The sequence below is a fragment of the Azonexus sp. genome (assembly GCF_047638095.1).
Lineage (GTDB): Bacteria > Pseudomonadota > Gammaproteobacteria > Burkholderiales > Rhodocyclaceae > Azonexus.
This window is the reverse complement of record NZ_JBLJBW010000001.1, coordinates 1-24,309: the sequence shown is the minus strand read 5'-3', so window position 1 is coordinate 24,309 and position 24,309 is coordinate 1. Positions and strand designations below refer to the sequence as shown.

The following is a 24,309-nucleotide window of genomic DNA, read 5'->3' as shown; positions in this document are numbered from 1 at the left end:
GCGCCATAGAATGCGCCGATTCACTTTTTGGAGCTTTCCATGAATATTGCGCAGAACGTCACTGATCTCATTGGCAACACCCCGCTCGTTCAGATCAACCGCCTCGCTGCGGACACTGGCGCGCGTGTCGTGGCCAAGCTGGAGTTTTTCAACCCCGGACATAGCGTCAAGGATCGTATCGCCGTCGCCATGCTCGATGCGGCGCAGGCGGCGGGGAAAATTGGCCCAGAAACCATCATTCTCGAGCCGACTTCCGGCAATACCGGCATCGGTTTGGCCATGGTGTGCGCCGCGCGCGGCCTCAAGGCGGCTTTTGTCATGCCGGACACCATGAGTCGCGAACGCAAGCTTTTGCTGCAAGCCTACGGGGCCGATTTGATTTTGACCCCGGGCAGCGAGGGCATGGGCGGTGCGATTGCCCGGGCGAAAGCCTTGGCGCAGGCAGATAGCCGTTATTTCATTCCGCAGCAATTTGAAAACCCGGCCAACCCGGCGGTGCATCGCGACACGACCGGGGAAGAAATCTGGCGCGACACCGACGGACAGGTCGACATCTTCGTCGCCGGCGTTGGTACCGGTGGCACTATTTCCGGCGTTGGTGAGGCGCTTAAAGCAAAGAAGCCGGAGGTCAAGATCGTTGCCGTCGAACCGGATGCTTCACCAGTGTTGTCCGGTGGCAACAAGGGACCGCACCCGATTCAGGGCATCGGCGCGGGCTTCGTACCGGCCACTTTGAATACCGCGATTTACGATGAAGTGATTCGGGTCAAGAACGACGATGCCTTCACCACGGCGCGGCGCATGGCGAGTGAAGAAGGTTTGTTGGTGGGGATTTCCTCCGGCGCTGCCGTGTGGGCGGCGCTCGAACTGGCGCAGCGCCCGGAAAACGCCGGCAAGCTGATCGTCGTGCTGACGCCTTCCTATGGCGAGCGGTATTTGTCTACCGCGCTTTATGAGCATTTGTCAGTGTGAACGGCTTAAGCGAAGCCTTTGCTCACCCACCGTCACGGCGCGGCAGCGATTCGATCAAATGGGCGCGCTACGCCGCTCGTGACGTGTTGCCCCTGTGGGTGGCGGACATGGATTTCAGCGCGCCGCCCGCTGTTTTGGCGGCCTTGCAGGAGCGTATCGGGCACGGCATTTTTGGCTATGGCGAGGCGACGCCGCAGGTGTACGCGGCGGTGCTCGATCACCTGCGCGCCGAATACGCCTGGGAGGTCGATGCAGATTGGCTGGTCTGGCTGCCGGGCCTGGTCACTGGCTTGAACGTCGCCTGCCGTAGCGTTAGCGGGCGCGTCCTCACCGCCACCCCCATTTACCCGCCCTTTCTCTCCGCCCCGCGGCTTTCCGGGCGCTCGCTCGACACCTGTAGCCTGGTCTGTGCCGAGCAAGGCTGGCAATGGGATTGGGCGGCGCTGGAAGCCAGCGTCCGTGTCGAAAGCGAATTGTTCTTGTTATGCCACCCGCACAACCCGGTCGGCCGCGCCTGGCAGCGTGAGGAATTGGAGCGGCTGGCCGATTTTGCCGAGCGCCACGATTTGATCGTCTGCTCGGACGAAATCCACTGCGGGCTGATTCTGGAAGAGGCGCGCCCTCACCTTCCTTTTGCCAGCCTTTCACCTGCCGCCGCCCAGCGCAGCATTACTTTGATGGCACCGTCCAAAACCTACAATCTGCCGGGTTTGGCCTGTGCCTTTGCCGTGATTCCCGATGCCGGTTTGCGCCGGCGTTTTACGGCGGCCATGGCGGGCATCGTGCCGCACGTCAATGTGCTGGGCTATGTGGCTTGTGCGGCGGCCTATCGCGATAGCGCGGATTGGCATCGGCAGCTTCTGGCGGTGTTGCGCAAAAACCGTGCCCGTGTCGAAAACGCCGTGGCCGCGCTGCCGGGTATTTGCATGACGCCGGTGGAAGCGACCTATCTGGCCTGGTTGGATGTGCGTGCTTTGGGGCTGGCCGATCCGTTGCGTCATTTCGAGGCGCACGGGCTGGGTTTGAGCGACGGCCGCGATTTTGCTGCGCCAGGTTGGCTGCGTCTGAATTTTGGCTGCACAGAAAACACCTTGGACGAAGCCTTGCGCCGCTTGAAACAGGCGGTTTGTGCTGCTTGATTCAGATTTTCCACAAACCGGCTTCGGTGACAATCCAGTCCAGCCGCTGGTCGTGGGCTGCGGGCTGGATGTCGGCCACGCGATTGATTTCAAAACCCACGCCAATCGCCAGCGGGCGCGGTTGCAGTGTGGCCAGGGTGCGGTCAAAAAAACCCCCGCCATAGCCCAGACGGTAGCCGGCGGCATCGAAAGCGTTCAATGGCAGCAGCACGACATCGGGCTGCACCCAGTCGCCCTGGGTGGGGCTGGGAATACCGTAGCGGTCGGGGGCCAGCGGTGTATCCACATTCCAAAGACGAAAGGCCAAGGGGCTGGCCGGCGCACGTACGACCGGTAGCGCGGCGCGGCTGCCGGCAGCCTGCCAATGCGCAATAGCCCCCCGCACGTCCGGCTCCTGCTCGATCGGCCAGCAGAAAGCGGCAATTTTGGGTGCAGGCAAGCGGCGTAGATGCGTTGTAATTGCCGCGCAATAGGCTTGATAGCGCTCTGCCGGCAAGGCTATGCGCTGTTGCCGCATGTGCCGGCGCAGTTGCTGGCGATAATCTTCTTGCGTTTGGGTCAGCACCGGGCTTTTCCTGTCAATAGAGCGTGGTGAGCGTGCAGGCGGTGGGGCTGCAGCGGCGTGCTATGCTCATTTGCCAGCGCCAGGTGATACCCAGGTGCTGATGCATTCTTGCGCGCACTGCCCCAGCCCGATAGATACGATAAAAAATGAAACACAGTTTAGCCCGCCCTGCCTTCTCTTTAACGTTTTCCTTTGCGACTTTGCGTCCCCTGCTCGCGGTGTGTGCCCTCGGTTGGAGTGCGCAGCTTGTTGCCCAAACCGGCAGTGACAGTGCTTTTACGGCAGCGCGCGAGGCTTTTCGCAAAGGTGATTTGCCGCGCCTGGAATTGGCGATAGGGCAAATGGGCGAGCATCCCTTGGCGGTATATGCCGAGAATTATCGTTTGCGTAATTTGCTGGCCAAACAAGACGACAGCGGAATTCCCGCCTTTCTTGATGCGCAGGCGGGTAGCTACGTTGCCGAAAAACTGCGCGCCGACTGGTTGCGCTGGCTGGTCAAAGAAGCGCAGTGGCGCAGGGCGCAAGCGGCGGCAGAGAAACTGCTGGCAGCAGATAGCGAGCTGACCTGTCTGGCGCAAAATGCCGCACTCCAACTGGGTGATACCAGTGTTTTGGCGGCAGTAGAGGCTTTGTGGTTTGAGCAGGCAAGTTTGCCGGACACCTGTCAGCCGGTGCTCGATGCCCTGGTGGCCAGTGGGCGCATGGACGTTGATGCCGTCTGGGCGCGGGCGCGCCTGCAGATAGAAATTAACCGGCCACAGGCGGCTCGGCGCACCCTGGATTATCTTCCGCAAAATCGCGTCAGCGAACTGGCGGCGTTCGATGCGGCGCATAAAAACGCCATGGCTTATCTCGTTCGTCAGCCGGCGCACTGGGCGGCAACGCGCGGCGGCCGGGAACTTACGGCAATCGCCCTGCGCTATGTGGCAGCCAACGACCCGCGTACGGCGGCGGCAGAATTGAGCAAGCGCCAGAACGCACTCGGCGAAGCTTCGGCCGCCTGGGCTTGGAGCCAAATTGCGCTGCAAGCGGCGCGTAAGCATCTGCCGGAGTCCTTGAGTTATTACCAGCGCGCCGGCAGCAGTGCCTTGAGCGAAGAAAACCAGCAATGGAAGGTGCGCAGTGCGCTACGCCAGCATGCTTGGAGCGAGGTGCGCCAAGCGATTCTGGCGATGCCGGAGGCGCTCGCCGAGTGCCCGGAATGGGTTTATTGGCTGGGGCGCGCGGAAAAAGCGGGCGGGCGCAGTGAAGAAGCGCAAAAACTGTTTTCCCGCATTGCGGGCCAGGCCAATTTTTACGGCAATCTTGCCCAGGAAGAATTAGGTCGTAGCGTGCTTACGCCGCCTTCGGCAGCACCGCTACGTTTGCCGGAAATGCAGGCGGCGCGGGAAAATCCGGGTTTGCAGCGGGCGCTGGCGTTTTTTCGCCTCGATCTGCGCACCGAGGCCGTGCGCGAATGGAATTGGGCGCTGCGCGGCATGAGCGATCGGCAACTTTTGGCGGCGGCCCGTCTGGCGGAAGAAAACAAGCTCTGGGACCGTGCCATCAACACGGCCGAGCGCACGCGTGAAGAACACGATTATCAGCTGCGCTTTCTGGCCCCCTATGCCGACCAGATCCGTCCCGCCGCCCGTCAGCAGGCGCTCGATGATGCCTGGGTGTATGGCTTGATGCGCCAGGAAAGCCGCTTCATCGGCAATGCCCGCTCCAGTGTCGGCGCTTCCGGCCTGATGCAGTTGATGCCGGCGACCGCGAAATGGGTGGCGAAGAAGATCGGCCTGCGCGATTACGACCATTCCCGGGTCAACGACACCGATACCAATGTTTTGCTGGGGACAAGTTACATGCGCATGGTCATGGATGACCTTGATCAACACCCGGTGCTCGCTTCTGCCGCTTATAACGCCGGGCCGGGCCGGGCGCGCCGTTGGCGGGCCGAGCAGCCGCTGGAGGGGGCTATTTATGCTGAAACCATTCCTTTTTCAGAAACCCGCGATTACGTCAAAAAAGTCATGAGCAACGCCGTGTATTACTCGATTTATTTCAACAATCGCCCGGATTCCTTGAAAAACCGCCTGGGAACGGTGGCAGCCTCACCGGCGGGCGGGACAAAAAATTCAGATTTACCGTAAAATTGTGACAGAAATGCCGGGCCGCCAGCCTGCGGCGTACCGGCGATAAGCAAAACCCCACAACAGCAGAAACCTTTCAGACAAGGACAGAACAGGCCATCATCATGTCGAAGCAGAGCGCAGCGGGGCAGCACATTCCTTTGGCACGCCTTCCGCAATGCCGGAAATTTTTTCTGCAACAATTAGCGGATCTGCTGCGGCAAAGTAATTTGCTTTCGGCAACGGCGATTCAAGCCATCATCAACGGCTGTGGTCGCCATTTTGATGCGCGTGCGGCGCAACAGCAGCAAAGCACCTTCGGCGAAGAGGTGCGTGGCCTGACCTCTTCGCGTATTTCCCTGGTCGGCGAGGATGATCTCGAGCTGAATTTGCGTCTGGAGCGCCTGAGTAACCAGTTAAGTGACGCAGCCAGCGCTGCCCTGTGGAAAACCCAGCTGCGTTTCATGAGTTTGCTGGCGCGCCCGGATTTGGGCAAAAACCAGAATCCGACCGGCCCGGCCGGCATCGTCGAAGGTTTGCGGGTATTTTTCGAGCAGGCTGGGGCCAGTTCACTCGATGAAAAGCTCGATTTGCTCGACCGCGTCGAGGAAATGCTTTGCCGCGAATTGCCGCCGCTTTACGAAGCGCTGGAGCAGGAAATGGCGCGTCTGGAGATCACGCCGACCCAGGCCGGCATTATCCGGGCACAGGAAAGTGCGGTCAGCCCCATTGGCGGCGCTGCCAAAGTCGCGGCAAACTCCGCTGGGCAGCGCGTCGATACGGCGCTCGAAGCGGCGGCCTCGGGTTTGCCCAAGGAGTTGCTCGCCCTGCTTGCGCAAAAGCAGCAGGCCGCGCCAGCGAGCGCGCCGGCCTTGCTCGATCAAACCGCGCTGGAAAATCTGTGGTTCCGCTTGGAACAAATGGGGGCAGCGCCGAGTGTGGCGAAAGCGGCTGTCGGCAATGATTTTTTGACAGCAACCTCGCCTCAGCTGGAAGCGCTGATTCCCGAACTCTTCGCCCCGGCGGCACCGGCGGCGGGGCGTTCTGCCGTGGCGGCGCATCCAGTCAGCGCCCAGGAGTTGGGTGTGCCGGGCAATACCAGCGAAGGCCAGACCATCGATGCGGTGGGTTTGTTGTTCGACATGCTGTTCAGCGCCCCGGAATTGCCGCCTTTTTTGAAACAGATTTTTGCCCGCCTGCAAATTCCCTCCTTAAAACTCGCGCTCAAGGATCGTGGCCTGTTTTCTCGCGCCGATCACCCTTGGCGGCGCTTCTTTTCCCTTTTAGGGCGCTGCGTCGGTGAATTAACGGATGCATCGACGGAGGCAAAGCAATCCGGGGAGGAAGATTTTTCTGTTTTTCTCGATACCCTGGTGCAAGAGCTCGTCAAAAACAGCGATCATGCTGCGGCCTATGAACGGGCGGCAGAAACCCTGGCGCAGCAGTTGGAGCAGCGCTTCAATCAACGTCTGCAGGCCGCTGCCGCCTATCTTCCCTTGTTACGCCAGGTCGACCGTCGCGATGAGGCAGCAGAAGGCATTGGCATCGTCTTGGCGCAGCTGAACATCGGCAATTTGCCTGCTGTTTTACAAAGCTATCTGCGCCAGGACGTTTATCGTTTGCTTGAACGTTGCTGGTTACAGGACGGCCCGGAAAGTGCGGCGTGGGCTGAGCGTTTGGCGAATCTGGAGAAACTTTCCTGGACTTTTCGCCCCAAGGCGGACGGCGAGGAGCGTAAAGCGCTGGCACGCGAGTTGCCGGCGGTGCTGCAAAGACTCAAGGCCGATATGGAAAGCCTGTCCTTGTCTTCTGAGCAGCAAACCCAGATTTTGGATGCCTGTTTTTCCCTGCAAACCCGGGCCATGCGCCCCGGCTTGCCGGCAGAAACCCCCGTTGAAACCGTCGCTGTCGCCACAACAGCGGCACCGGCCGTGATGGTCGATGGTCAGATCGAGAGTGCGCACTTGATTCTGCACACCCGCGACAGTCGCCCGCCTGTGCCGGGCAAAGGGCGGCGCAGCGCCTACTCGCCTGGGCAGTGGTTTCAGTTGCGGCTGGCGGGCCGCGAGCAAAATTTCTGCCTGTGCCAATACAGTCCGGGCAGTGAGCGGGTGTTGCTGCTCAATGTTGCGCACAGCGAAGCCTTCACCATGCCGGCACATCTTTTGGCGGCGGAAGTCGCGGCCGGTGAAATCCGTTTGCTGGGTACCGCCGATTTGGTGAACAGCCTGCTGCAGCGAGCCTTGGCGGCGAGCAGCTGAAATCCCATAAAAAACCACCAAAATACGCGCAAAACTGCCGTCAATAGTGGATTTACCGTAAAATCGGCGTTTTGTCGTGTGACGTTTGCGGGGTTTCTGATGAGCATCAAAAAAGTTCTGCTGCTGGGTGGGAGCGGTTTTGTCGGCACCTATATCGTTAACCGTCTGGCCCAACGGGGTATCGAAGTCACCGTGCCGACACGCCGGCGTGAGCGCACCAAAGCGCTGATCATTCAGCCTGGCGTGACGATGCCGGAAGCCGATATTCACTGCCCGGAAACATTGGCCCGTTTGCTGCAGGGACAAGATGCGGTGATCAATTTGGTCGGTGTGCTGCATAGCCGTGACGTCAAACTGCCCTATAGCGACGATTTTGCCCAGGCGCACGTCGAATTGCCGAAAAAAATTCTTGCCGCTTGCCGGGCGAGCGGTGTGCGGCGTTTGTTGCACATGAGCGCTTTACAGGCCGATCCCAAGGGGCCCTCCGAGTATTTGGCCTCCAAAGGCGAGGGCGAGGCCATTGTTTGGGCGGCGCGCAATGACCTGGACGTGACCATCTTCCGTCCCTCGGTCATTTTCGGTTTGGGCGATAGCTTTCTGAACAGTTTCGCCAAGGTACTCAAATGCGCCCCCGTTTTTCCTCTGGGTTTCGGTCAGGCGCGTTTCCAGCCGGTGTGGGCGGCGGATGTGGCCGACGCCTTCGTTGATGCGCTAACCGATGTCAGTACCTATGGGCAAACCTACGAACTGACCGGCCCGCAAGTCTATACCCTGCGCGAACTCGTCGATTACACCGCGCGCTTGTGCGGCAGCCAGGCGCGTATCCTGCCCTTGTCTGAAGGTTGGGCTTATTTGCAGGCCGGTTTACTGTGGCTCTTGCCCAAGCCGATGTTATCGCCGGACAACCTGCGTTCGATGCAGGTCGATAGCGTGGCTGGGGCGCAGTCGCAAAAACCTGCACATTGGCAGCCGGCGGCGCTGGAGGCGGTTGCCCCGACCTATATTGCGCAAAACACCCCGCGAGGCAAACTCGACAGCTTCCGTTTCCGTGCCGGACGCTGAATCAAAGGCGCAGACGCCGGGAGATGCTCTCGGCCTGCCCGCCGGGGCGCAGGTTTTTTCTGTTGGCGGTGCCGTGCGCGATGCCTTGTTGGGCCGGGTGAGTGACGATGAGGATTTCGTCGTCGTCGGCGCGAGCCCGGAAATCATGTTGGCCGCAGGTTTTCGCCCGGTGGGTAAGGATTTTCCGGTTTTCCTCCACCCGCACACCCAGGCTGAATATGCTTTGGCCCGCACCGAACGCAAAAGCGGGCGCGGCTATCATGGCTTTACCTTTCATGCCGCACCCGATGTCAGCTTGACACAGGATTTGGCCCGTCGCGATTTGAGCATCAATGCCATGGCGCGCGACAGTTGCGGCAACATCATCGATCCGTTTGGCGGCCAGCGCGATCTGCGCGATCGGGTATTGCGCCACGTCGGCCCGGCTTTTGCCGAAGACCCCGTGCGTATTTTGCGCCTGGCCCGGTTTGCCGCCCGTTTTTCTGATTTCAGCATTGCCAAGGAAACTGTGGCGCTGATGCGCGCCATGGTGCAGGCGGGCGAAGTCGATCATTTGGTGGCGGAGCGGGTGTGGCAGGAGTTGGCCAAGGGATTGCAGGAAGCCAAACCTTCACGCATGTTCGAGGTGTTGCGCGAATGTGGTGCGCTGGCGCGGCTTTTGCCAGAAGTGGACGCCTTGTTCGGCGTGCCACAGCGGGCGGAATACCACCCGGAAATCGACGCGGGCGTACATACCCTGATGGTGATCGATCAGGCCGCCCGCCACGCCCATTCTTTGAGTGTGCGCTATGCCGCGCTTTGTCACGATTTGGGCAAGGCGAGCACGCCCGCTGAGCTCTTGCCGCGCCACCACGGTCATGAAGGGCGCAGCGTCAATTTGTGCAAAAGCATGAGCCAGCGCCTGCGCGTGCCCAACGAGTGTCGCGAGTTGGCGGTTTTGGTGGCGCGCGAACATGGCAATGTGCATCGCGCGCACGAACTGAAGGCCAGTACCGTGGTCGATCTGCTGGAACGTTGCGATGCCCTGCGCCGCCCGCAGCGTTTTGCCGAACTGCTCGCCGCCTGTCAGTGCGATTTTAATGGCCGCCTGGGCTGGGAAGATCGCCCCTACCCCCAGCGTGCCTATTTGCAAACCCTGTTGCAAGCGGTGCGTTCGGTCAATGCGGGAGAAATTGCCGTGGCCAGCACTTCTTGCGCCAGCATTCCGGAGCGTATCCGCCGTGCGCGTATCGCCGCCGTGCGCGCCGTTTTACAAAATACGTCCGAGGAGCCAGAGCAGACATGAGAACAAAAGAATGCTGGCAATGGGAAAACGGTAGTCGCGCCCGCCCATGCGCCATTTGAAATCCCCCGGAAGTTGACCGAAGCGAATGAAGCGGGCCAGATGTGGCGTCAGGATGCCCAGTAGAAAAATCGCCAGCACCAGGGTCAACACCCATTTCAACATTGCAGCCTCCCTCGGAAGCGCGCATTACACCATACGACCGAGCACAAGAGCCGACCATGCAAATCACTAGCCAACAGATCGCCGGGCGCGAAGTTTTTTCCTGCCTGCCCGAAGCCGCAAAAAACGCCCGCCAACGCCCGCCACTGCTCTTCATCCACGGTGCCTTTGCCGGTGGCTGGATGTGGACGGAAACCTTCATGCCGTATTTCGCGGCGGCGGGTTACCCCTGCCACGCCCTTTCCCTGCGCGGCCATGGCGGCAGCAGCGGCCATGAGCAGATCAACTGGCTGTCTGTGGCCGATTACGTCGATGATGTGCGCTGTGTGGTGCAGGCTTTGGCCATCGATCCGGTGCTGATCGGTCACTCGATGGGCGGTTTCATCGCCCAGAAATATCTTGAGCACCATCCGGCGCGCGCCGTCGCGCTGCTCTGCTCGGTGCCGCCGCAAGGTCTGGTGGCAGCGCAGTTTCATCTCATGCTGCAGAAACCGGGCATTTTTCTCGAGCTCAACCGCATCCTGGCCGGCAACTACACCGACACGGAGACCGTGCGCGAAGCCTTGTTTGCGGGCGAGGCGGACGAAGCCATGCTGGAAAGCTGGTTGAGTCGTATGCAGAACGAGTCGCAGCGCGCGATTTGGGATATGTCGATGTTCAGCCTGCCCAATCTGTTGCACATGCGCCGCCCGCCCATGCTCATCGTCGGCGCGCAGCACGACGTGCTGGTGCCGGCCTTTCTCGTGCAAACCACGGCGCAAACCTATGGTGAGCCCTGCCATATCCTGCCCGGCATGGGGCATGCCATTACCCACGAAAAAAACTGGCCCGCTGCGGCGGGCCTGGTGGAAAACTGGCTGCAAGAACTGGAAAACTGATTTTTCCGCGCGGCCGCCTCAGGCAAAGCTGTCGACGGTGTTACCCAGATGCGCCGGATTACTCGGGGCAGGAATGGCCTCCAGCAGCTGCAGGGCGGCGCGGCCTTCCAGGGCAATCGCTTTTTTCAGCACCAGAATATTGACGGCATCGGGCGTCGAGGACTGGCTGAGGGCACTGACGGTGCTATTGATGGCAGGAATATTCATGGCAGGCTCCGCTGCAACTGGGTACGGCTTTCAGTATACCTCCAGTTTTACAGGCGGTGGCTCTGGTCGCCTCGGGTAAAACCCAGCAAATCCGCATCGATGCCACGGCCCAGCGCCACGACCTTGAACAGCTCGCCCATTTCGTGCGGCAGGGTCAGCTTGCCGACGGCACTGGCGGCGCGATAGTAGGCGGGAGTTTGTTCTGGAATGCGTGAGAGCGCCTGCAAAATGCCGCAATTCAGCAAAAATTGCCCTTGGTGGGTATAGCCGAGCAACTCCAGGCCGCTGGTGTGGGCGGCGGCGATGATGGCCGTGAAATCGACGTGCGCCGTGACATCCTGCAAGCCCGGTAGGTAAAACGGGTCGGCATGGGCGTGGTGGCGGTAGTGGCACATCAGGGTGCCGGTGTTGCGCTGTGGGTGATAGAACTCGTGCGCCGGAAAGCCGTAGTCGATGAGGAGCAGCGCCCCTTGAGTCAAACGCTCTGCCCAGGCAGCAGCCCAGCCCCGGGCTTGGAGGCCAATCTCTGAAAGATAATCGTCGGGCAGGGAGGCGAGCCCGTGTTGCTCGGCGAGTTCTTCTGCGGCCAGGCGCAGATTGCCTTGGGCGGGGCGGTCGTTCCACGTGAAACGTCCATCACTCCCCAGGCTGACGCCGCGCTCGTAAATTGTTTCAGCCTGCCATTTCACCAGATGAACAGGCAGGGCATCGAGCAATTCATTGGCCAGTACCACGCCGGAGAAGCGTTCTGGAAGTTGATCGAGCCAATCTATACGCGGCAGAAATTGTGGTGCCAGTGCTGTCAAGGTGGCGCGCTGGCGCGCCTGCAGTTCTGGAGAAAGCTCAAGAATGGCGTAGCGTTGTGGCAGGCAGCCGAGCGCTTCGAGGGCAATGAGCAGGTCAGCCGCCAAGCGCCCCGATCCGGCACCGACTTCAATGATTTGCGCTTGCGACGCCGCCATGATTTGCGCGACCTGGGCGGCGAGTGCTTGCGCAAAAAGCGGCGTCATTTCCGGTGCCGTCGTGAAATCGCCCGCCGTGCCAAATTTTTGTGCGCCTGCCGCGTAGTAGCCCAAGCCAGGCGCGTAGAGCAATTCGGCCATGAAATCGGCGAAAGGCAGCCAACCGCCTTGCGCGTGGATTTTTTCCAGGAGATGGGAAAAAACGGCTTGACTGTGCGCGAGGGCGGCTGCCTCTGGAATAGGGAGTGCAGGGTGTGGGGACATGGGGGGCGGTCGGGGAGAAAGGAGGTATTTTACGAGAGTGCGCTTGCGGGGTGTCGGCATCCCCGTGCTTGCGGGTACACTCTGCGCTTTTCGTGTTTTCGTGCGCACATTATGACGAACCAACTCTCCGGCACCTTGCAAAAGCTGCGCAAACAACTGGAAAGCCGTACCGGCAAGGCCATTATCGACTACAACATGATCGAGGATGGCGATGTGGTGCTGGTGTGTTGCTCCGGCGGCAAAGATTCTTACACCTTGCTGTCCATGCTCATGGCGCTGCAGCAGCGTGCGCCAATTAAATTCAAGCTGATTGCGATGAATCTCGACCAGAAACAGCCCGGGTTTCCGGCCGAGATTCTGCCCAATTATTTTGCCTCTTTGGGGATCGACTACCGGATTATCGAAGCCGATACCTATTCCATCGTAAAAGACAAAATTCCCGCAGGAAAAACCACCTGCTCCCTGTGCTCACGCCTGCGCCGGGGCATTATTTATCGTACGGCAAAGGAATTGGGCGCAAATAAAATCGCCCTGGGGCATCACCGCGACGACATGGTGCACACCCTGTTCCTCAACCTCTTGTTCGGCGGCAAGCTGAAAGCCATGCCGCCTAAGCTCGTCACCGACGACAAAGCGCACATCGTCATTCGCCCCTTGGCCTACTGTGCCGAAAGCGATATCGCCAAGTTTGCCCGGGGCATGGATTACCCCTTGATTCCTTGCAATCTGTGCGGCTCGCAGGAAAACATGCAGCGACAGAAGGTGCGCGAAATGATGCAGGACTGGGATCGTCGCTATCCCGGGCGCACCGAAGCCGTGCTTACGGCACTGCAAAACGTGGTCCCTTCGCACCTGGGCGATAACGCCTTGTTCGATTTTCGTGGTTTGACCTTGGATACGCCGGTCAGCGAAGGGGATATTGCTTTTGACAGTGTCGACTATCCCGTTTTTAGTGCTTTGCCGGTTCAGCAAACCCCTGCCTGCATGCCCCCAGTGTCTTGATTTGGATCGTATAATCAAGGCTGTTTCCCTTTTTTCTTTCTAAATTTCGCATGTCAGAAGCACATACCGCCAGTATTTTCATGATTGCCGACATTACCGGCAGTGCTTCTTTGCATCAGCGCTTGAACGATCAGGAAGCGGAGCGCGCGATCGATCGTTGCCTCAAGCGCGTGACCCGCTCGATCGAAGGGCAAAATGGCAGGATTCAGCAGGTGGTTGGCGATGAATTACTGGCGCGTTTCAGTCAGGCCGAGGCGGCGTGTCATGCGGCGATCGACATGCAGCAACGGGTCGCCGACCTGCCGCCGATTTCCGGGCATAAACTGAGTTTACGCATCGCTTTGGCAACGGCCGGCGAGGCTGCCCAGCTCGAAAGCGACCGAGTGACACAAGCCCTGCGCCTGGCGGCCTTGGCGGGGAGCGGTGAAATTGTTTGCGATGCGGTATTGGGAAAGCACTTGCAAGGCCAGCACAATCTGCATTTCTCCCCCTTGAGCGAACGCCGCTTGGCTGGCGAACAGGGCGGTTTTCCGCCGTTCAAGTTGGCCTGGCCGCATGCCGGAAGTAGCCTGCCGCCGGCGGATCTGGCACCGGTTTTTGATGAAAACTCCCGTTTATGCCTGCGTTATCAGGAACAGATTTATCTCGTCAATGCGCAGCTGCAGGTGCTGAACATCGGGCGCGACACCAGTTGCAACATCATTGCCGATGACCGCCGGATTTCTCGTCACCATGCGCGCATCGAGCGGCGCAGCGACGGTTTTTATCTGGTGGATACGAGCACCAATGGCAGTTTTCTCAGCATGCGCGGGCGTCAGGAAATTCTGGTGCGTCGCCACGATGTCTTGCTCGAAGGCAGCGGGAAAATTTGCTTAGGCAGCACGATCAACGATGTGCGGGCGCAATGTCTGGAGTTCGAGCACCTCTGAGCACGGTGCGGCGCGTAGTCAGTCAGCGCTGTCGTTCTGCATGCAGCGGGTTTGCCGCTCGATGAAATCTTGCATCGAATCGATGCCGCGAAATTGCAAGATGGTGTTGCGTACCGCGGCTTCCAGCAGCACCGCGAGGTTACGCCCGGCAGCCACGGGAATCACCACTTTACGGATCGGCACGCCGAGCACGTCCTGGTTTTGTGCATCCAGCGGCAAACGCGGTGCATCGGCAGCATTGTGCGGGCGCTGCAGGTGGACGATGAGCTTCAAGCGCATTTTCATGCGCGAAGCCGTTTCGCCAAAAATCGTGCGGATATTGAGTAATCCCAGACCACGCACTTCCAGAAAATCACGCAGCATGCCCGGGCAGCGCCCCTCGATGGTGCTGGGCGTGACGCGGGCCATTTCCACGACGTCGTCGGCGACCAGGCCATGGCCGCGCGAAATCAGTTCCAGCGCCAATTCCGATTTGCCAACACCAGAATCGCCGGTAATCAAGACGCCCATGCCGAGTACGTCCATGAAAACACCGTGCATGTTGACGGTGTCGGCCAGCGTCGCCGAAAGATAAATGCGCAGCTGATCGATCACCGCCGAGCAAAGCTTGGGCGAAAGTATCATCGGCACACCCGCCTCCAGGCAGGCTTTGACCATGAATTCCGGCGGTTTCAGCCCATCGGCGACGATAACGGCCGGCGTGCTGGCCGCCAGAAGCTCGTTGAACAACTGGGTAAAACGTCGCTCGCCAATGCGCAAGGCCCATTCGTATTCCGCCTGCCCAATGACTTGCAGGCGCTCGGGGTGAATCACGTTGATGTGACCGACGACATCTGCGCCATAGGCGCTGAGTGATTTCAGCTCGACCTGACGATCGGTGCGGTGACCGAACAGCCAGTTCAGTAGCAGCGCTTCGCGGTTATCTTCAAAGAGTTGGTCGAGAGAGAGCGTGCGCATGCGGCAGGCTTAGTGATTTGGGTGGAATCAACAGGTGTCGCCAAACAAGGCGAGCACGCTGGCGGCGTCTGCGGCCTGCTGCAGTTTTTCCCGGAAAGCGCGGTCGGAGAAACGCTGCGCCAGCTCGGACAGGATTTGCAGATGCTCCTCAGTAGCCTGTTCCGGCACGAGCAGGACAAAAAGCAGGGTGACCGGTTTGCCGTCCGGCGAGTCGAAAGGAATCGCCGTTTGCAGGCGTATCACCGCGCCGGCGGCCTGCTTGAGGCCTTTGAGGCGGCCGTGGGGGATGGCGATACCTTGACCCAGGCCGGTGGAACCGAGTTTTTCCCGGGCAAACAGGCTATCAAAGATGCTGGAACGCGGCATGCCGAGCTTTTGCTCGAAGAGCATGCCGGCATGTTCAAAAACACGTTTTTTACTGCTCGCTTCAAGATCCAGAAGAATCTGATCGGCAGACAGGATTTGGCTGATGGAATTCATGGCTCAGAAAGCAAAAAACCGCACCGATTGGTGCGGTTTGTCACGAAAAGATCACTCGTCGATATGCTGGGCAGCTTTGTCGCCGCGCCGATGATCTTGCATTTTTTGCTTGTATTTCTGTACCTGACGGTCCAGTTTGTCGAACAAGGCATCGATGGCGGCGTATAAATCGTCGCCGGCTTCTTCAACGTGAATGTCTTTGCCCGGCACATGTACGGTGACTTCGGCTTTTTGTTTGAGTTTTTCCACCGCGAGTACGACGTTTACACCGATGACCTTGTCAAAGTGACGCACGACGGGGTCTAGTTTGTTTTCCACATACTCGCGCAGGGCTGCTGTCACTTCGATGTGATGACCGCTGATTTGCAGATTCATATTTCTCTCCTCGTTCTACAGGGTCTTACGTAAATTGGTCGGCGGGATGTTAAGCGATTCCCGGTATTTGGCAACCGTTCGTCGAGCAACCACGATTCCCTGTTGGCCTAGTATTTCGGATATTTTGCTGTCCGACAAGGGCTTCTTGCTGCTCTCGTTTGAAATCAACTGCTTGATGAGCGCCCGCGTTGCGGTAGATGAGCAGGCACCGCCCGCTTCGGTCGCCACGTGGCTGCCAAAAAAATACTTCAACTCGAAAATGCCGCGCGGCGTCGCCATGTATTTTTGGTTGGTGACGCGCGAAATGGTCGATTCATGCAAGTCGAGCTCTTCGGCAATTTCGCGCAGAATGAGCGGGCGCATGGCAATTTCGCCGTGCTCGAAAAATTGCCGCTGACGCTCGACGATGGTCTGGCTGACGCGCAAGATGGTGTCGTAGCGCTGTTGCACGTTTTTAATCATCCAGCGTGCTTCTTGCAGCTGGCCACTGAGTTTGCCGTCACCGCGCCGCTGTTTGGCGAGAATGTCAGCATAGAGGCGGTTGATGCGCAAGCGGGGAAAGGCATCGGGGTTGGTATAGGCCACCCATTGCCCTTTGAGTTTTTTGACTACGACATCGGGCAGGATGTAGCGCGCCTCCAGACTCGCGTAGGCGGCCCCCGGGCGCGGATTGAGGCTGACGATCAGGGTTTGTGCCGCTTTGATGGCTTCATCTTTTTGCCGGGTGAGGCGGCGCAGACGGGCAAAGTCGCGCGCGGCGAGGACATCGAGATGCTGATCGGCGATTTCTTGTGCGAGGGCGCAGGCGGGGTCGCCGCTGCGATCTTTCAGCTGCAGCAGCAGACATTCGCGTAAATCGCGTGCGCCTATGCCCGGCGGGTCGAAATTTTGCAGCTGGCGCAGGGCAATTTCCAGTTCTTGCAACTCGATGGCGTAGTCCCGAGGCAAGCTGTCGAGTAACTCTTCGAGCGGGGCGCTGAGGTAGCCGTCATCGTTCAAGGCTTCGATGAGAAAACGTACCAGGCTGCGATCGCGCTCGTTGAGCTGGGTCAGCCCGAGCTGCCAACTTAAGTGTTCGCGCAGGCTGACGGTTCCGGCGTGGGTGTCTTGTGCGTCGCGGTCGTCTTCTTCGTCGCGCCCGGCACCGCTGAAACTGCCGGCATCTTGCAGCCAACGATCGTCCTCGACATCGGCCGGGCTCTCTGGCAGCTGGCTTTGTTCGTCGGCCGCTGTGCTTTCGGCGCTTGTCGCGGATGCACTGAGGGGGCTATTGAATTCGCTGTTTGCCGTGACAGGAAATTCGCTGTCTTCGTTGCGCTCGAGCAAGGGGTTTTCGAGCAGCACCCGTTCGATTTCCTGCTCCATTTCCAAGGTGGACATCTGCAAGAGCTTGATGGCTTGCTGCAGCTGCGGCGTCAGCGTCAGGCTTTGCGAGAGCTTGAGTTGCAGGACAGGTTTCATGCCGTGCGCGCCATTTTAGAGGCGGAAATGCTCGCCGAGATAAACCTGGCGCACGCTTTCATTGGCGACGATCTCAGCTGGCGTACCGGAGGCGAGTACGTGGCCGGCGTTGATGATTACTGCGTGATCGCAGATGCCCAGGGTTTCGCGCACGTTGTGGTCGGTGATGAGGACGCCGATATTGCGTTCTTTGAGAAAACGGATGATTTTTTGAATTTCCAGTACGGCAATCGGATCTACGCCGGCAAAAGGTTCATCGAGCAAAATGAAACGCGGGTTGGTGGCAAGGGCGCGGGCAATTTCCACGCGCCGACGTTCGCCGCCCGAGAGCGCGGCCGCGTTGATGTGGCGGATGTGGCCGATGTGCAATTCTTCGAGCAGGGTTTCCAGTTGGGCGTGTTGATCGGCCTTGCTCAAGGTTTGTAGTTCGAGCACGGCGAGGATGTTTTCTTCGACATTGAGCTTACGAAATACCGAGGCTTCCTGCGGCAAATAGGACAAACCCTGGCGTGCCCGCGTATGCATGGCCTGATGCGAGAGGCGTGCCTCGTCGATCGTGACTTCACCGGCGTCCGCCATGACCAGACCGACGACCATGTAAAAGCAGGTGGTTTTGCCGGCACCGTTGGGGCCGAGCAGGCCGACGACTTCGCCAGAACGCACGCTGAAGGAGACATCCTCAACGACGGTGCGCGATTTGTAGCTTTTTTTCAGGTTGTGGGCAGCAAGCGTAGCGCTGGTATGCGTCATACCTCTTCTCCGTAACGCAGCACTGCCTGTATGGCAGCATGGGAAAAGCCGCGATATTGCAGGAAACGCAGCTGTTTGGCACGCTCTGTCTGCGTTTGCGGCAGCGCGCCGAATTTTTTTTCCCAGAGTGTGCGACAGCGCTGCGTTTCATCGCCCGCTTCGGGCAGGGCGGCGCTGATGTCGCTTTCGCAGATGCCGCGCTGACGTAATTCTTGACGTAGACGCATGTCGCCGTAACGTGCGGCGCGCGCATTGATACGCTGATTGGCGTAGCGTTGGTCGCAGAGCAGGTGCTCACTTTCAAGGCGATCGAGCAGGCATGTGAGCGTTTCTTCATCTTCTGCATCGGAGCGCAGTTTGGCGTGCAACTCGGCCCGGCTGTAGTCACGCCGGGCCAGGCAAGTGAGTGCACGCTGGCGCAATTCAGCTATCGTTTTGTGCTGCACTGCCGCCCTTGACCGGTTTTTCTGTTTTACTGCCGGCGGCAACGGCCGCGCGCACCTTGGCTTCGATTTCCTGGGCGATTTCCGGGCGGGATTTCAGGAATTCACGCGCGTTATCCTTGCCTTGGCCGATTTTTTCACCGTTGTAGGCATACCAGGCACCGGATTTATCGATGAATTTGTGGGCAACACCCAGTTCGATGATTTCCCCTTCGCGCGAAATGCCCTCGCCGTAGAGGATGTCGAAAATTGCTTCGCGAAATGGCGGCGACACCTTGTTCTTGACGACCTTCACCCGGGTTTCGTTGCCGATCACCTCGTCGCCCTTCTTGATGCCGCCGATGCGGCGGATGTCCATGCGCACCGAGGCGTAGAACTTGAGTGCATTGCCGCCGGTGGTGGTTTCCGGCGAGCCGAACATGACGCCGATCTTCATGCGGATCTGGTTGATGAAGATGACCAGGGTGTTGGTTTTTTTGATGTTGGCGGTGAGTTTTCTGAGCGCCTGGCTCATCAGGCGGGCGTGCAGGCCGACCATCTGGTCGCCCATGTCGCCTTCGATTTCGGCGCGCGGGGTGAGCGCGGCCACCGAGTCGATGACGATGATGTCCACCGAACCGGAGCGCACCAGCATGTCGGCGATTTCCAGTGCCTGCTCGCCGGTGTCCGGTTGCGAGATGAGGAGCTCGTTAACATTGACGCCGAGCTTTTGTGCGTATTGTGGATCGAGTGCGTGCTCGGCGTCGATGAAGGCCGCCGTGCCGCCCAGTTTCTGCATTTCGGCGACGACTTGCAGACACAGGGTGGTTTTACCGGAAGATTCCGGGCCGTAGATTTCCACCACCCGGCCGCGCGGCAGACCGCCGACCCCAAGCGCCAGGTCCAGACCGAGCGAACCGGTGGACACCACCTGCAAGCCTTCGTCGATCTCGGCATCACCCATCTTCATGATGGAGCCTTTGCCAAACTGTTTTTCGATCTGTTGCAGCGCCGCAGCGAGCGCCTTTGCCTTGTTGTCGTCCATGGTATGACCTCAAAAAATTGAGTGAATTATGGCACAGGGGCCGAAAATGGAATAAAAATTGCTGGTAGCTTCGGAAAGCCCCGAAAAGACGCGCTTGATCATGCGCTGAGAGCAGGGGGTTCTTCAAAACACTGTACAACTATACAGTATTTTATCTTCAAGACAATGCAATGCGCGTGCTTTCTCTTTTTCTCTTGCTATTGATTCCGCAGGATGCGCTGCAGGCCAAGCCGGCGGCCTGGTATTGGTGGTCGAGCCAGCTCAATCAACGGCTTATTTGCCAGCAAACCAGCCCGGGGCCGGCGTGGACAAAATTGCGCCAGCCGTATCGCGATGCGCGCTGTCAGGAAATGGGCAAGCCATGAGGGGAAAAGCGTGAGTTGTTATCAACCGCCCGTCGGTCCGCTGGAAATTTGTCATTCTGATGCAGGCTTGATCGTCGTGAATAAGCCGTCCGGCCTTTTGTCCGTACCAGGACGCGGGCCGGACAAGCAGGATTGTGTGATCCAGCGTCTGCAAGGGGAGTATCCGGAGGCGCAGATCGCGCACCGCCTCGACATGTCCACCTCCGGCCTGCTCGTGGTGGCGCGTGGCGCGGCCATGCAGCAGGCCATGTATCGGCTGTTTCGCGAGCGGGCGGTGGAAAAACGCTATCTCGCCGTGGTGGCCGGATGGGTGCAGGAGGATCAGGGCGAAATCGATTTGCCGCTGATTTGCGACTGGCCCAATCGCCCGCGGCAAATGGTCTGTTACCAGCGAGGTAAGCCTTCACTTACGCGCTATCGTGTGTTGCAGAGGATGTTGGAGGAGGACTGCAGCCTGGTGGCGCTGGAGCCGATCACCGGACGTTCGCACCAGTTGCGGGTGCATCTGGCGGCGCTCGGTCACCCCATTTTGGGCGATGAGCTTTACGCCGGGGCGGCGGTAGAGCGTGCGCCGCGCCTGCTGCTGCATGCGAGTGAACTGGCCTTTGTCCATCCACAAAGCGACAGGCGGGTGCATTTTCATTCTCCGGCACCATTTTTTCCCATGGCGCACCCGGCATTGACCGTATAATCGCCCGCGTTTTCAACCCCTTGCCGATATTTTTCTCGTGCCATGCTGATCTGGTTCGTTGTTATTTATCTTGTCATTTCGATCGGCATTGGCTTGCTGGCGGCGACCCGTGTGCATACCACCAAGGATTTTGCGGTCGCCGGGCGTCATCTGCCTTTGCCGGTGGTGACGGCGACGGTGTTTGCGACCTGGTTCGGCGCAGAAGCGATTTTTGGCGTGTCCTCCACCTTCGTTCAGGAGGGCTTGCGCGGGGTGGTGGCCGATCCCTTCGGTGCTTCCTTGTGTTTGATCCTGGGCGGCATTTTTTTCTCGCGCAAGCTCTACAAGCTCAATGTGCTGACCTTGGGTGATTACTTCCGCCTGCGTTACAACCGCACGGTGGAGGTGCTGGCCACCCTGTGCATCGTGCTCGCTTATCTGGGCTGGGTGGCGGCGCAGATCAAGGCGCTCGGCCTGATTTTCAATGTCGTCACCGACGGCGCGGTGAGTCAGGAAGTCGGCATGATCGTCGGTGCCTTGATCGTGCTCACCTACACCACGCTGGGTGGCATGTTGTCGGTGGCGATTCTCGATTTCGTGCAAATGGGCATCATCATCGGCGGCATGTTGTTTATTGCTTGGCTGGTTTCCGGCTTGACCGGCGGCGTCATGCCGGTGATCGAACATGCGGCGGCGGCTGGCAAGCTGGAGTTTTTCCCGGAACCGGATTTGTGGCAGTGGGTCGGGTTTTTGGGGGCGGGCATGACCATGATGCTCGGTTCGATCCCGCAGCAGGACGTGTTTCAGCGCATCACCTCGGCGCGCACGGCAAAAATTGCCCTGTGGGGCTCGATCATCGGTGGTTCGATTTATTTCGTGTTCACCTTTGTGCCGATGTTCATCGCCTATTCGGCGACCTTGATCAATCCGGAGCAATACACAGCACTCATGGCAAAAGACACGCAGCTGGTATTGCCGACACTGGTTCTGGAACATACGCCGCTCTTTGCCCAGGCGATTTTCTTTGGTTCCGTGCTGGCGGCGATCATGAGTTGTTCGTCGGCAACGCTTCTGGCACCTTCCGTGGCGTTTGCCGAAAACATCGTGCGCGGTTTTTTTCCGGGTATGGGCGATCGGGAATTTCTGCGCTTGATGCGTATCACCATCGTCTGTTTTACCTTTGGTGTGCTTTTGTTCGCGCTGAATTCGGATTCCAGCATTTTTCACATGGTCGAAAACGCCTACCGCGTTACCCTGGCCGGCGCTTTCGTGCCGCTGGTGATGGGTGCGTTCTGGGCGCGTGGCACGACGCAGGGCGCTTTGGCAGCAAGTATCGGCGGAATTACGACCTGGGTTCTGGTGGAAATTCTGGTCGGTGATGAAGGGCTGGTGCCGCCACAGTTATTGGGTTTGATCGTCAGTTTTTTCGGCATGATCATCGGCTCCTTGCTGCCGCAGTGGGTTGGGCATAAAGGCAGCGATCCGGATGCCCACGCCGCGCTGCACCATCGTGCCGCTGCGGAAACGCACCACACGGTGCCGCACCGCCACTGACCACGGGCGGGCTTTGCCCGTACAATGGGGCAATGCCCCCTCCCGGAAACCGCCCCATCGTTTTTGCCCGTTACCTGGCGTTTGCTTGGTGCGCATTGATCGTTTACGGCAGTCTGCACCCCTTTGTCGGTTGGCGCAGCACGGGGATTGGTGTCTGGACTTTCATCGGCGCGGGCTGGCCGCGTTATTGGACGGCTTTCGATCTGCTGGCCAACGTCGCAGTCTATCTACCCCTGGGTTTTTTTCTTTGTCTGGGCCTGCGTAATCTGCGCGGGCGTGCGACGGCGCTGGTGCTGGCCACAGTATTTGGTGCGCTATTGAGTTTGGCGATGGAAAGCGCGCAGAACTACTTGCCCAGCCGGGTGCCGTCCAATCTCGATTTGAGCTGCAATGCCCTGGGTGCGCTGATTGGCGCGGTGTTTGGGCAGCTCGTTGCGCCGCGCAGTTTGGGCCGTCTGGAGCAGGCCGCGCAGCGCTTGTTGTCACCCCTGCCGCACAGCGAGTTGGGATTGACCTTGCTGGGGTTGTGGATGATGGTGCCTTTGTCGCCGGAAATTTTGCTGTTTGGCGCGGGCGATCTGCGTCAGCTGCTCGATGTCACGCCGCCCTTGCCGTTTGCTGTGGAGCATTTTTCGGTGATCGAAGCGGGGGTAACGGCGTGTCATGCGTTGGCCGTCGGGCTGCTGTTGCGTTGCCTGCTGGCGCGCTGGTGGCAAGCCTATTTGCTGGTGCCGCTGTTTCTGCTTTTGGGTTTGCTGGTGCGCACCCTGGCGGCTGCCGTACTCGTCAGCCCGGGCGATGCCTGGCAGTGGCTGACGCCGGGGGCGCAACTCGGGCTGCAAAGCAGCGCCCTGGCCTTGTTGCTGACCCTTTGGTTGCCCTTGCGGGCGGCCGCCGTATTGGCTTTGTTGGCCTTGCTGGCGGGAACGGCTGTGGTTAATCTGGCCCCTTTCAATCCTTATTCGCAAGCGGCCTTGGCTGCCTGGCAACAGGGGCATTTTCTTAATTTCAACGGTTTGACGCGTCTGGTGGCCAGCCTGTGGCCGCTTTTGGCCCTGCCATTTTTGGCGCTTTGGCCAGTACGCGGCATCGGCCGTTCCACGTGAAACAAGGAGAGCGAGATGAGTTACTTCAAACACCATGTTTTTATTTGCACCAATCAGCGTGAAAACGGCGAACCCTGCTGCCATGCGCGCGGCGGCAGCGATGCTTTTGCCTATGCCAAAGATCGCATCGGCCAAATGAAAATGCACGGTCCGGGCGGGGTGCGTATCAATAAAGCCGGCTGCCTCGGGCGCTGCGATGAGGGGCCGGTGCTGGTGGTTTACCCGGAAGAAACCTGGTACGGCTATGTCGACCAAGAAGATGTCGAGGAGATCATCCAAGAGCATCTCGTGCAGGGGCGTGTCGTGGAGCGTTTGAAAATATGAAGGTGCATGAAGAAAAATTTACGGTTGCCGGCCCGGTGGGCAGCATCGAGGTTTTAATGGAACGCCCGGATGCGCCGCGCGGCATCGCCCTGGTGGCGCATCCGCACCCCTACGGCGGCGGGGCCAATACCAACAAGGTGGCGCATACGCTGGCCAAAACCTTCGTCGCCCTGGGGTATGCCGCCTTTCGGCCGAATTTTCGCGGTGTCGGCGCCACCGAAGGCGCGCATGACGAAGGGCGCGGTGAAACGGATGATTTGCTCGCTGTTTTGCACAATGCGCAATTACGCTGTGGCGATATTCCTGTCGTGCTGGCCGGTTTTTCCTTCGGTGCCTATTGCCAGACGCGAGTGGCCCGGCGTCTGGCCGATGCCGGTCGGCCGGCGCAGCGGCTGGTATTGGTCGGGACTGCGGCGGGTTTTGTCGAAGGTCTGCGTCAGTACGATACCGAGGCCGTGCCGCACGACACCCTCGTTATCCACGGTTCGGCCGACACCACCGTGCCGCTCGCCAATGTGCTGGCCTGGGCGCAAACGAACGACCTGCCGGTGACCGTCGTGCCGGGGGCGGATCATTTCTTCCATCGCCGCCTGCATCAGATCCGCGACATCATCAACCGCGCCTGGCGGCACTGAGCACGGTCACACACGGGCAAGCATCGCGGCCTGGGGTCGATAGTAGAATCTGCCGATGGACCATTGCCTCGTTCTCACCAACTGCCCGGATACCGAAACGGCGCGCGGCATCGCCCGCGCCCTGCTCACGGAACGGCTGGCCGCCTGCGTTAGCCTCCTCGTCCCGGCCGTTTCGCTCTACCGCTGGCAGGGCGCGCTGGAAGAAGCGACGGAAATTCCGCTGCTCATCAAGACCCGCAGCGCGCATTACCCGGCGGTACAGGCGCGGATCGCGCAACTGCACCCCTACGAGGTCCCGGAAATCATCGCCCTGCCCATCACCCACGGTTTGCCGGCCTATCTGGACTGGCTGACGGAAGAAACCTCGTC

General features: G+C 59.5%; 27 protein-coding genes. 16 read left to right on the top strand and 11 right to left on the bottom strand.

Annotation, left to right across the window (positions count from 1 at the left end; genetic code table 11):
- Positions 1–39 precede the first annotated feature (39 nt).
- Both cysK and ACM62Q_RS00130 read left to right on the top strand, forming a co-directional pair.
- Positions 40–972, top strand: a complete 933-nt coding sequence (cysK, locus tag ACM62Q_RS00135; protein ID WP_415032940.1) for a cysteine synthase A — start codon at positions 40–42, stop codon at positions 970–972.
- The gene (locus ACM62Q_RS00130) at positions 969–2,111 is read left to right on the top strand and encodes a MalY/PatB family protein (protein WP_415032939.1); all 1,143 of its coding nucleotides are present in this window, start codon (positions 969–971) and stop codon (positions 2,109–2,111) included. Before cysK ends, ACM62Q_RS00130 begins: the two co-directional genes overlap by 4 nt.
- Position 2,112: 1 nt before the next feature.
- On the opposite strand, the gene ACM62Q_RS00125 is transcribed toward ACM62Q_RS00130, so the two are convergent.
- Positions 2,113–2,676, bottom strand: a complete 564-nt coding sequence (locus tag ACM62Q_RS00125) for a 5-formyltetrahydrofolate cyclo-ligase (protein WP_415032938.1) — start codon at positions 2,674–2,676, stop codon at positions 2,113–2,115.
- 146 nt (positions 2,677–2,822) lie between these two features.
- On the opposite strand from ACM62Q_RS00125, the gene ACM62Q_RS00120 reads away from it, so the two are divergent.
- The 4 genes from ACM62Q_RS00120 to ACM62Q_RS00105 all read left to right on the top strand — a co-directional run bounded on the left by ACM62Q_RS00120 (position 2,823) and on the right by ACM62Q_RS00105 (position 9,395).
- Positions 2,823–4,808 carry a transglycosylase SLT domain-containing protein gene (locus tag ACM62Q_RS00120; protein WP_415032937.1) on the top strand — a complete coding sequence of 662 codons (1,986 nt, stop codon included), beginning with the start codon at positions 2,823–2,825 and terminating at the stop codon, positions 4,806–4,808.
- Between the two features lie 104 nt (positions 4,809–4,912).
- Entirely contained in the window at positions 4,913–7,048 is a 2,136-nt protein-coding gene (locus ACM62Q_RS00115) for a DUF1631 family protein (protein WP_415032936.1), read from the top strand.
- A gap of 99 nt (positions 7,049–7,147) precedes the next feature.
- Positions 7,148–8,110 carry a complex I NDUFA9 subunit family protein gene (locus ACM62Q_RS00110; RefSeq protein WP_415032935.1) on the top strand — a complete coding sequence of 321 codons (963 nt, stop codon included), beginning with the start codon at positions 7,148–7,150 and terminating at the stop codon, positions 8,108–8,110.
- Positions 8,111–8,144: 34 nt separating this feature from the next.
- Positions 8,145–9,395: a multifunctional CCA addition/repair protein gene (locus ACM62Q_RS00105; protein WP_415033023.1), complete on the top strand. Its 1,251-nt coding sequence runs from the start codon at positions 8,145–8,147 to the stop codon at positions 9,393–9,395.
- On the opposite strand, the gene ACM62Q_RS00100 is transcribed toward ACM62Q_RS00105, so the two are convergent.
- Positions 9,360–9,557 carry a DUF2905 domain-containing protein gene (locus ACM62Q_RS00100; protein WP_415032934.1) on the bottom strand — a complete coding sequence of 66 codons (198 nt, stop codon included), beginning with the start codon at positions 9,555–9,557 and terminating at the stop codon, positions 9,360–9,362. The two genes, ACM62Q_RS00105 and ACM62Q_RS00100, sit on opposite strands and share 36 nt — an antisense overlap.
- Positions 9,558–9,613: 56 nt before the next feature.
- Between ACM62Q_RS00100 and ACM62Q_RS00095 the strand changes: the two genes are divergently transcribed.
- Positions 9,614–10,432 (top strand): alpha/beta hydrolase, encoded by an 819-nt coding sequence (locus ACM62Q_RS00095; RefSeq protein ID WP_415032933.1) that lies wholly within the window; start codon positions 9,614–9,616, stop codon positions 10,430–10,432.
- An 18-nt stretch (positions 10,433–10,450) separates the two neighbouring features.
- Here the strand turns inward: ACM62Q_RS00095 and ACM62Q_RS00090 are convergent, their stop codons facing one another.
- Positions 10,451–10,639, bottom strand: a complete 189-nt coding sequence (locus tag ACM62Q_RS00090) for a YjfB family protein (protein WP_415032932.1) — start codon at positions 10,637–10,639, stop codon at positions 10,451–10,453.
- A 47-nt stretch (positions 10,640–10,686) separates the two neighbouring features.
- A complete protein-coding gene (locus ACM62Q_RS00085; protein WP_415032931.1) occupies positions 10,687–11,865 on the bottom strand; it encodes a class I SAM-dependent methyltransferase in 1,179 nt (392 codons plus the stop codon).
- A gap of 111 nt (positions 11,866–11,976) precedes the next feature.
- Between ACM62Q_RS00085 and ttcA the strand changes: the two genes are divergently transcribed.
- The gene (gene ttcA / locus ACM62Q_RS00080; protein ID WP_415032930.1) at positions 11,977–12,867 is read left to right on the top strand and encodes a tRNA 2-thiocytidine(32) synthetase TtcA; all 891 of its coding nucleotides are present in this window, start codon (positions 11,977–11,979) and stop codon (positions 12,865–12,867) included.
- A 50-nt stretch (positions 12,868–12,917) separates the two neighbouring features.
- Positions 12,918–13,796 (top strand): FHA domain-containing protein, encoded by an 879-nt coding sequence (locus ACM62Q_RS00075; protein ID WP_415032929.1) that lies wholly within the window; start codon positions 12,918–12,920, stop codon positions 13,794–13,796.
- A gap of 18 nt (positions 13,797–13,814) precedes the next feature.
- Here ACM62Q_RS00075 and hprK read toward each other — a convergent pair whose 3' ends face one another.
- From hprK to recA, 7 genes are read right to left on the bottom strand one after another with little or no spacing between them, the layout of a single operon-like run.
- Positions 13,815–14,753 carry an HPr(Ser) kinase/phosphatase gene (hprK, locus tag ACM62Q_RS00070; protein WP_415032928.1) on the bottom strand — a complete coding sequence of 313 codons (939 nt, stop codon included), beginning with the start codon at positions 14,751–14,753 and terminating at the stop codon, positions 13,815–13,817.
- 27 nt (positions 14,754–14,780) lie between these two features.
- Positions 14,781–15,233: a PTS IIA-like nitrogen regulatory protein PtsN gene (ptsN, locus tag ACM62Q_RS00065; protein WP_415032927.1), complete on the bottom strand. Its 453-nt coding sequence runs from the start codon at positions 15,231–15,233 to the stop codon at positions 14,781–14,783.
- Between the two features lie 51 nt (positions 15,234–15,284).
- On the bottom strand, positions 15,285–15,608 hold the full coding sequence (gene hpf, locus ACM62Q_RS00060) for a ribosome hibernation-promoting factor, HPF/YfiA family (protein WP_415032926.1): 324 nt from the start codon (positions 15,606–15,608) through the stop codon (positions 15,285–15,287).
- A 15-nt stretch (positions 15,609–15,623) separates the two neighbouring features.
- Positions 15,624–17,069 (bottom strand): RNA polymerase factor sigma-54, encoded by a 1,446-nt coding sequence (locus ACM62Q_RS00055; RefSeq protein WP_415032925.1) that lies wholly within the window; start codon positions 17,067–17,069, stop codon positions 15,624–15,626.
- 15 nt (positions 17,070–17,084) lie between these two features.
- Positions 17,085–17,819, bottom strand: coding sequence for an LPS export ABC transporter ATP-binding protein (lptB, locus tag ACM62Q_RS00050; protein WP_415032924.1), 735 nt, complete (start codon positions 17,817–17,819; stop codon positions 17,085–17,087).
- Positions 17,816–18,241, bottom strand: a complete 426-nt coding sequence (gene recX, locus ACM62Q_RS00045) for a recombination regulator RecX (protein ID WP_415032923.1) — start codon at positions 18,239–18,241, stop codon at positions 17,816–17,818. The genes lptB and recX overlap by 4 nt, the downstream gene beginning before the upstream one ends.
- Before the next feature lies 1 nt (position 18,242).
- A complete protein-coding gene (gene recA, locus ACM62Q_RS00040) occupies positions 18,243–19,286 on the bottom strand; it encodes a recombinase RecA (protein WP_415032922.1) in 1,044 nt (347 codons plus the stop codon).
- Between the two features lie 170 nt (positions 19,287–19,456).
- On the opposite strand from recA, the gene ACM62Q_RS00035 reads away from it, so the two are divergent.
- The 7 genes from ACM62Q_RS00035 to cutA all read left to right on the top strand — a co-directional run.
- Positions 19,457–19,651, top strand: coding sequence for a hypothetical protein (locus ACM62Q_RS00035; protein WP_415032921.1), 195 nt, complete (start codon positions 19,457–19,459; stop codon positions 19,649–19,651).
- Positions 19,652–19,661: 10 nt separating this feature from the next.
- Positions 19,662–20,342: an RluA family pseudouridine synthase gene (locus ACM62Q_RS00030; RefSeq protein ID WP_415032920.1), complete on the top strand. Its 681-nt coding sequence runs from the start codon at positions 19,662–19,664 to the stop codon at positions 20,340–20,342.
- 42 nt (positions 20,343–20,384) lie between these two features.
- Positions 20,385–21,875: a sodium:solute symporter family protein gene (locus tag ACM62Q_RS00025; RefSeq protein WP_415032919.1), complete on the top strand. Its 1,491-nt coding sequence runs from the start codon at positions 20,385–20,387 to the stop codon at positions 21,873–21,875.
- A gap of 32 nt (positions 21,876–21,907) precedes the next feature.
- The gene (locus tag ACM62Q_RS00020) at positions 21,908–22,981 is read left to right on the top strand and encodes a VanZ family protein (protein WP_415032918.1); all 1,074 of its coding nucleotides are present in this window, start codon (positions 21,908–21,910) and stop codon (positions 22,979–22,981) included.
- Between the two features lie 15 nt (positions 22,982–22,996).
- A complete protein-coding gene (locus ACM62Q_RS00015) occupies positions 22,997–23,305 on the top strand; it encodes a (2Fe-2S) ferredoxin domain-containing protein (RefSeq protein ID WP_415032917.1) in 309 nt (102 codons plus the stop codon).
- Positions 23,302–23,940: an alpha/beta hydrolase gene (locus ACM62Q_RS00010; RefSeq protein WP_415032916.1), complete on the top strand. Its 639-nt coding sequence runs from the start codon at positions 23,302–23,304 to the stop codon at positions 23,938–23,940. The genes ACM62Q_RS00015 and ACM62Q_RS00010 overlap by 4 nt, the downstream gene beginning before the upstream one ends.
- A gap of 55 nt (positions 23,941–23,995) precedes the next feature.
- The coding region (cutA, locus tag ACM62Q_RS00005; RefSeq protein WP_415032915.1) for a divalent-cation tolerance protein CutA at positions 23,996–24,309 on the top strand (314 nt) is incomplete at its 3' end.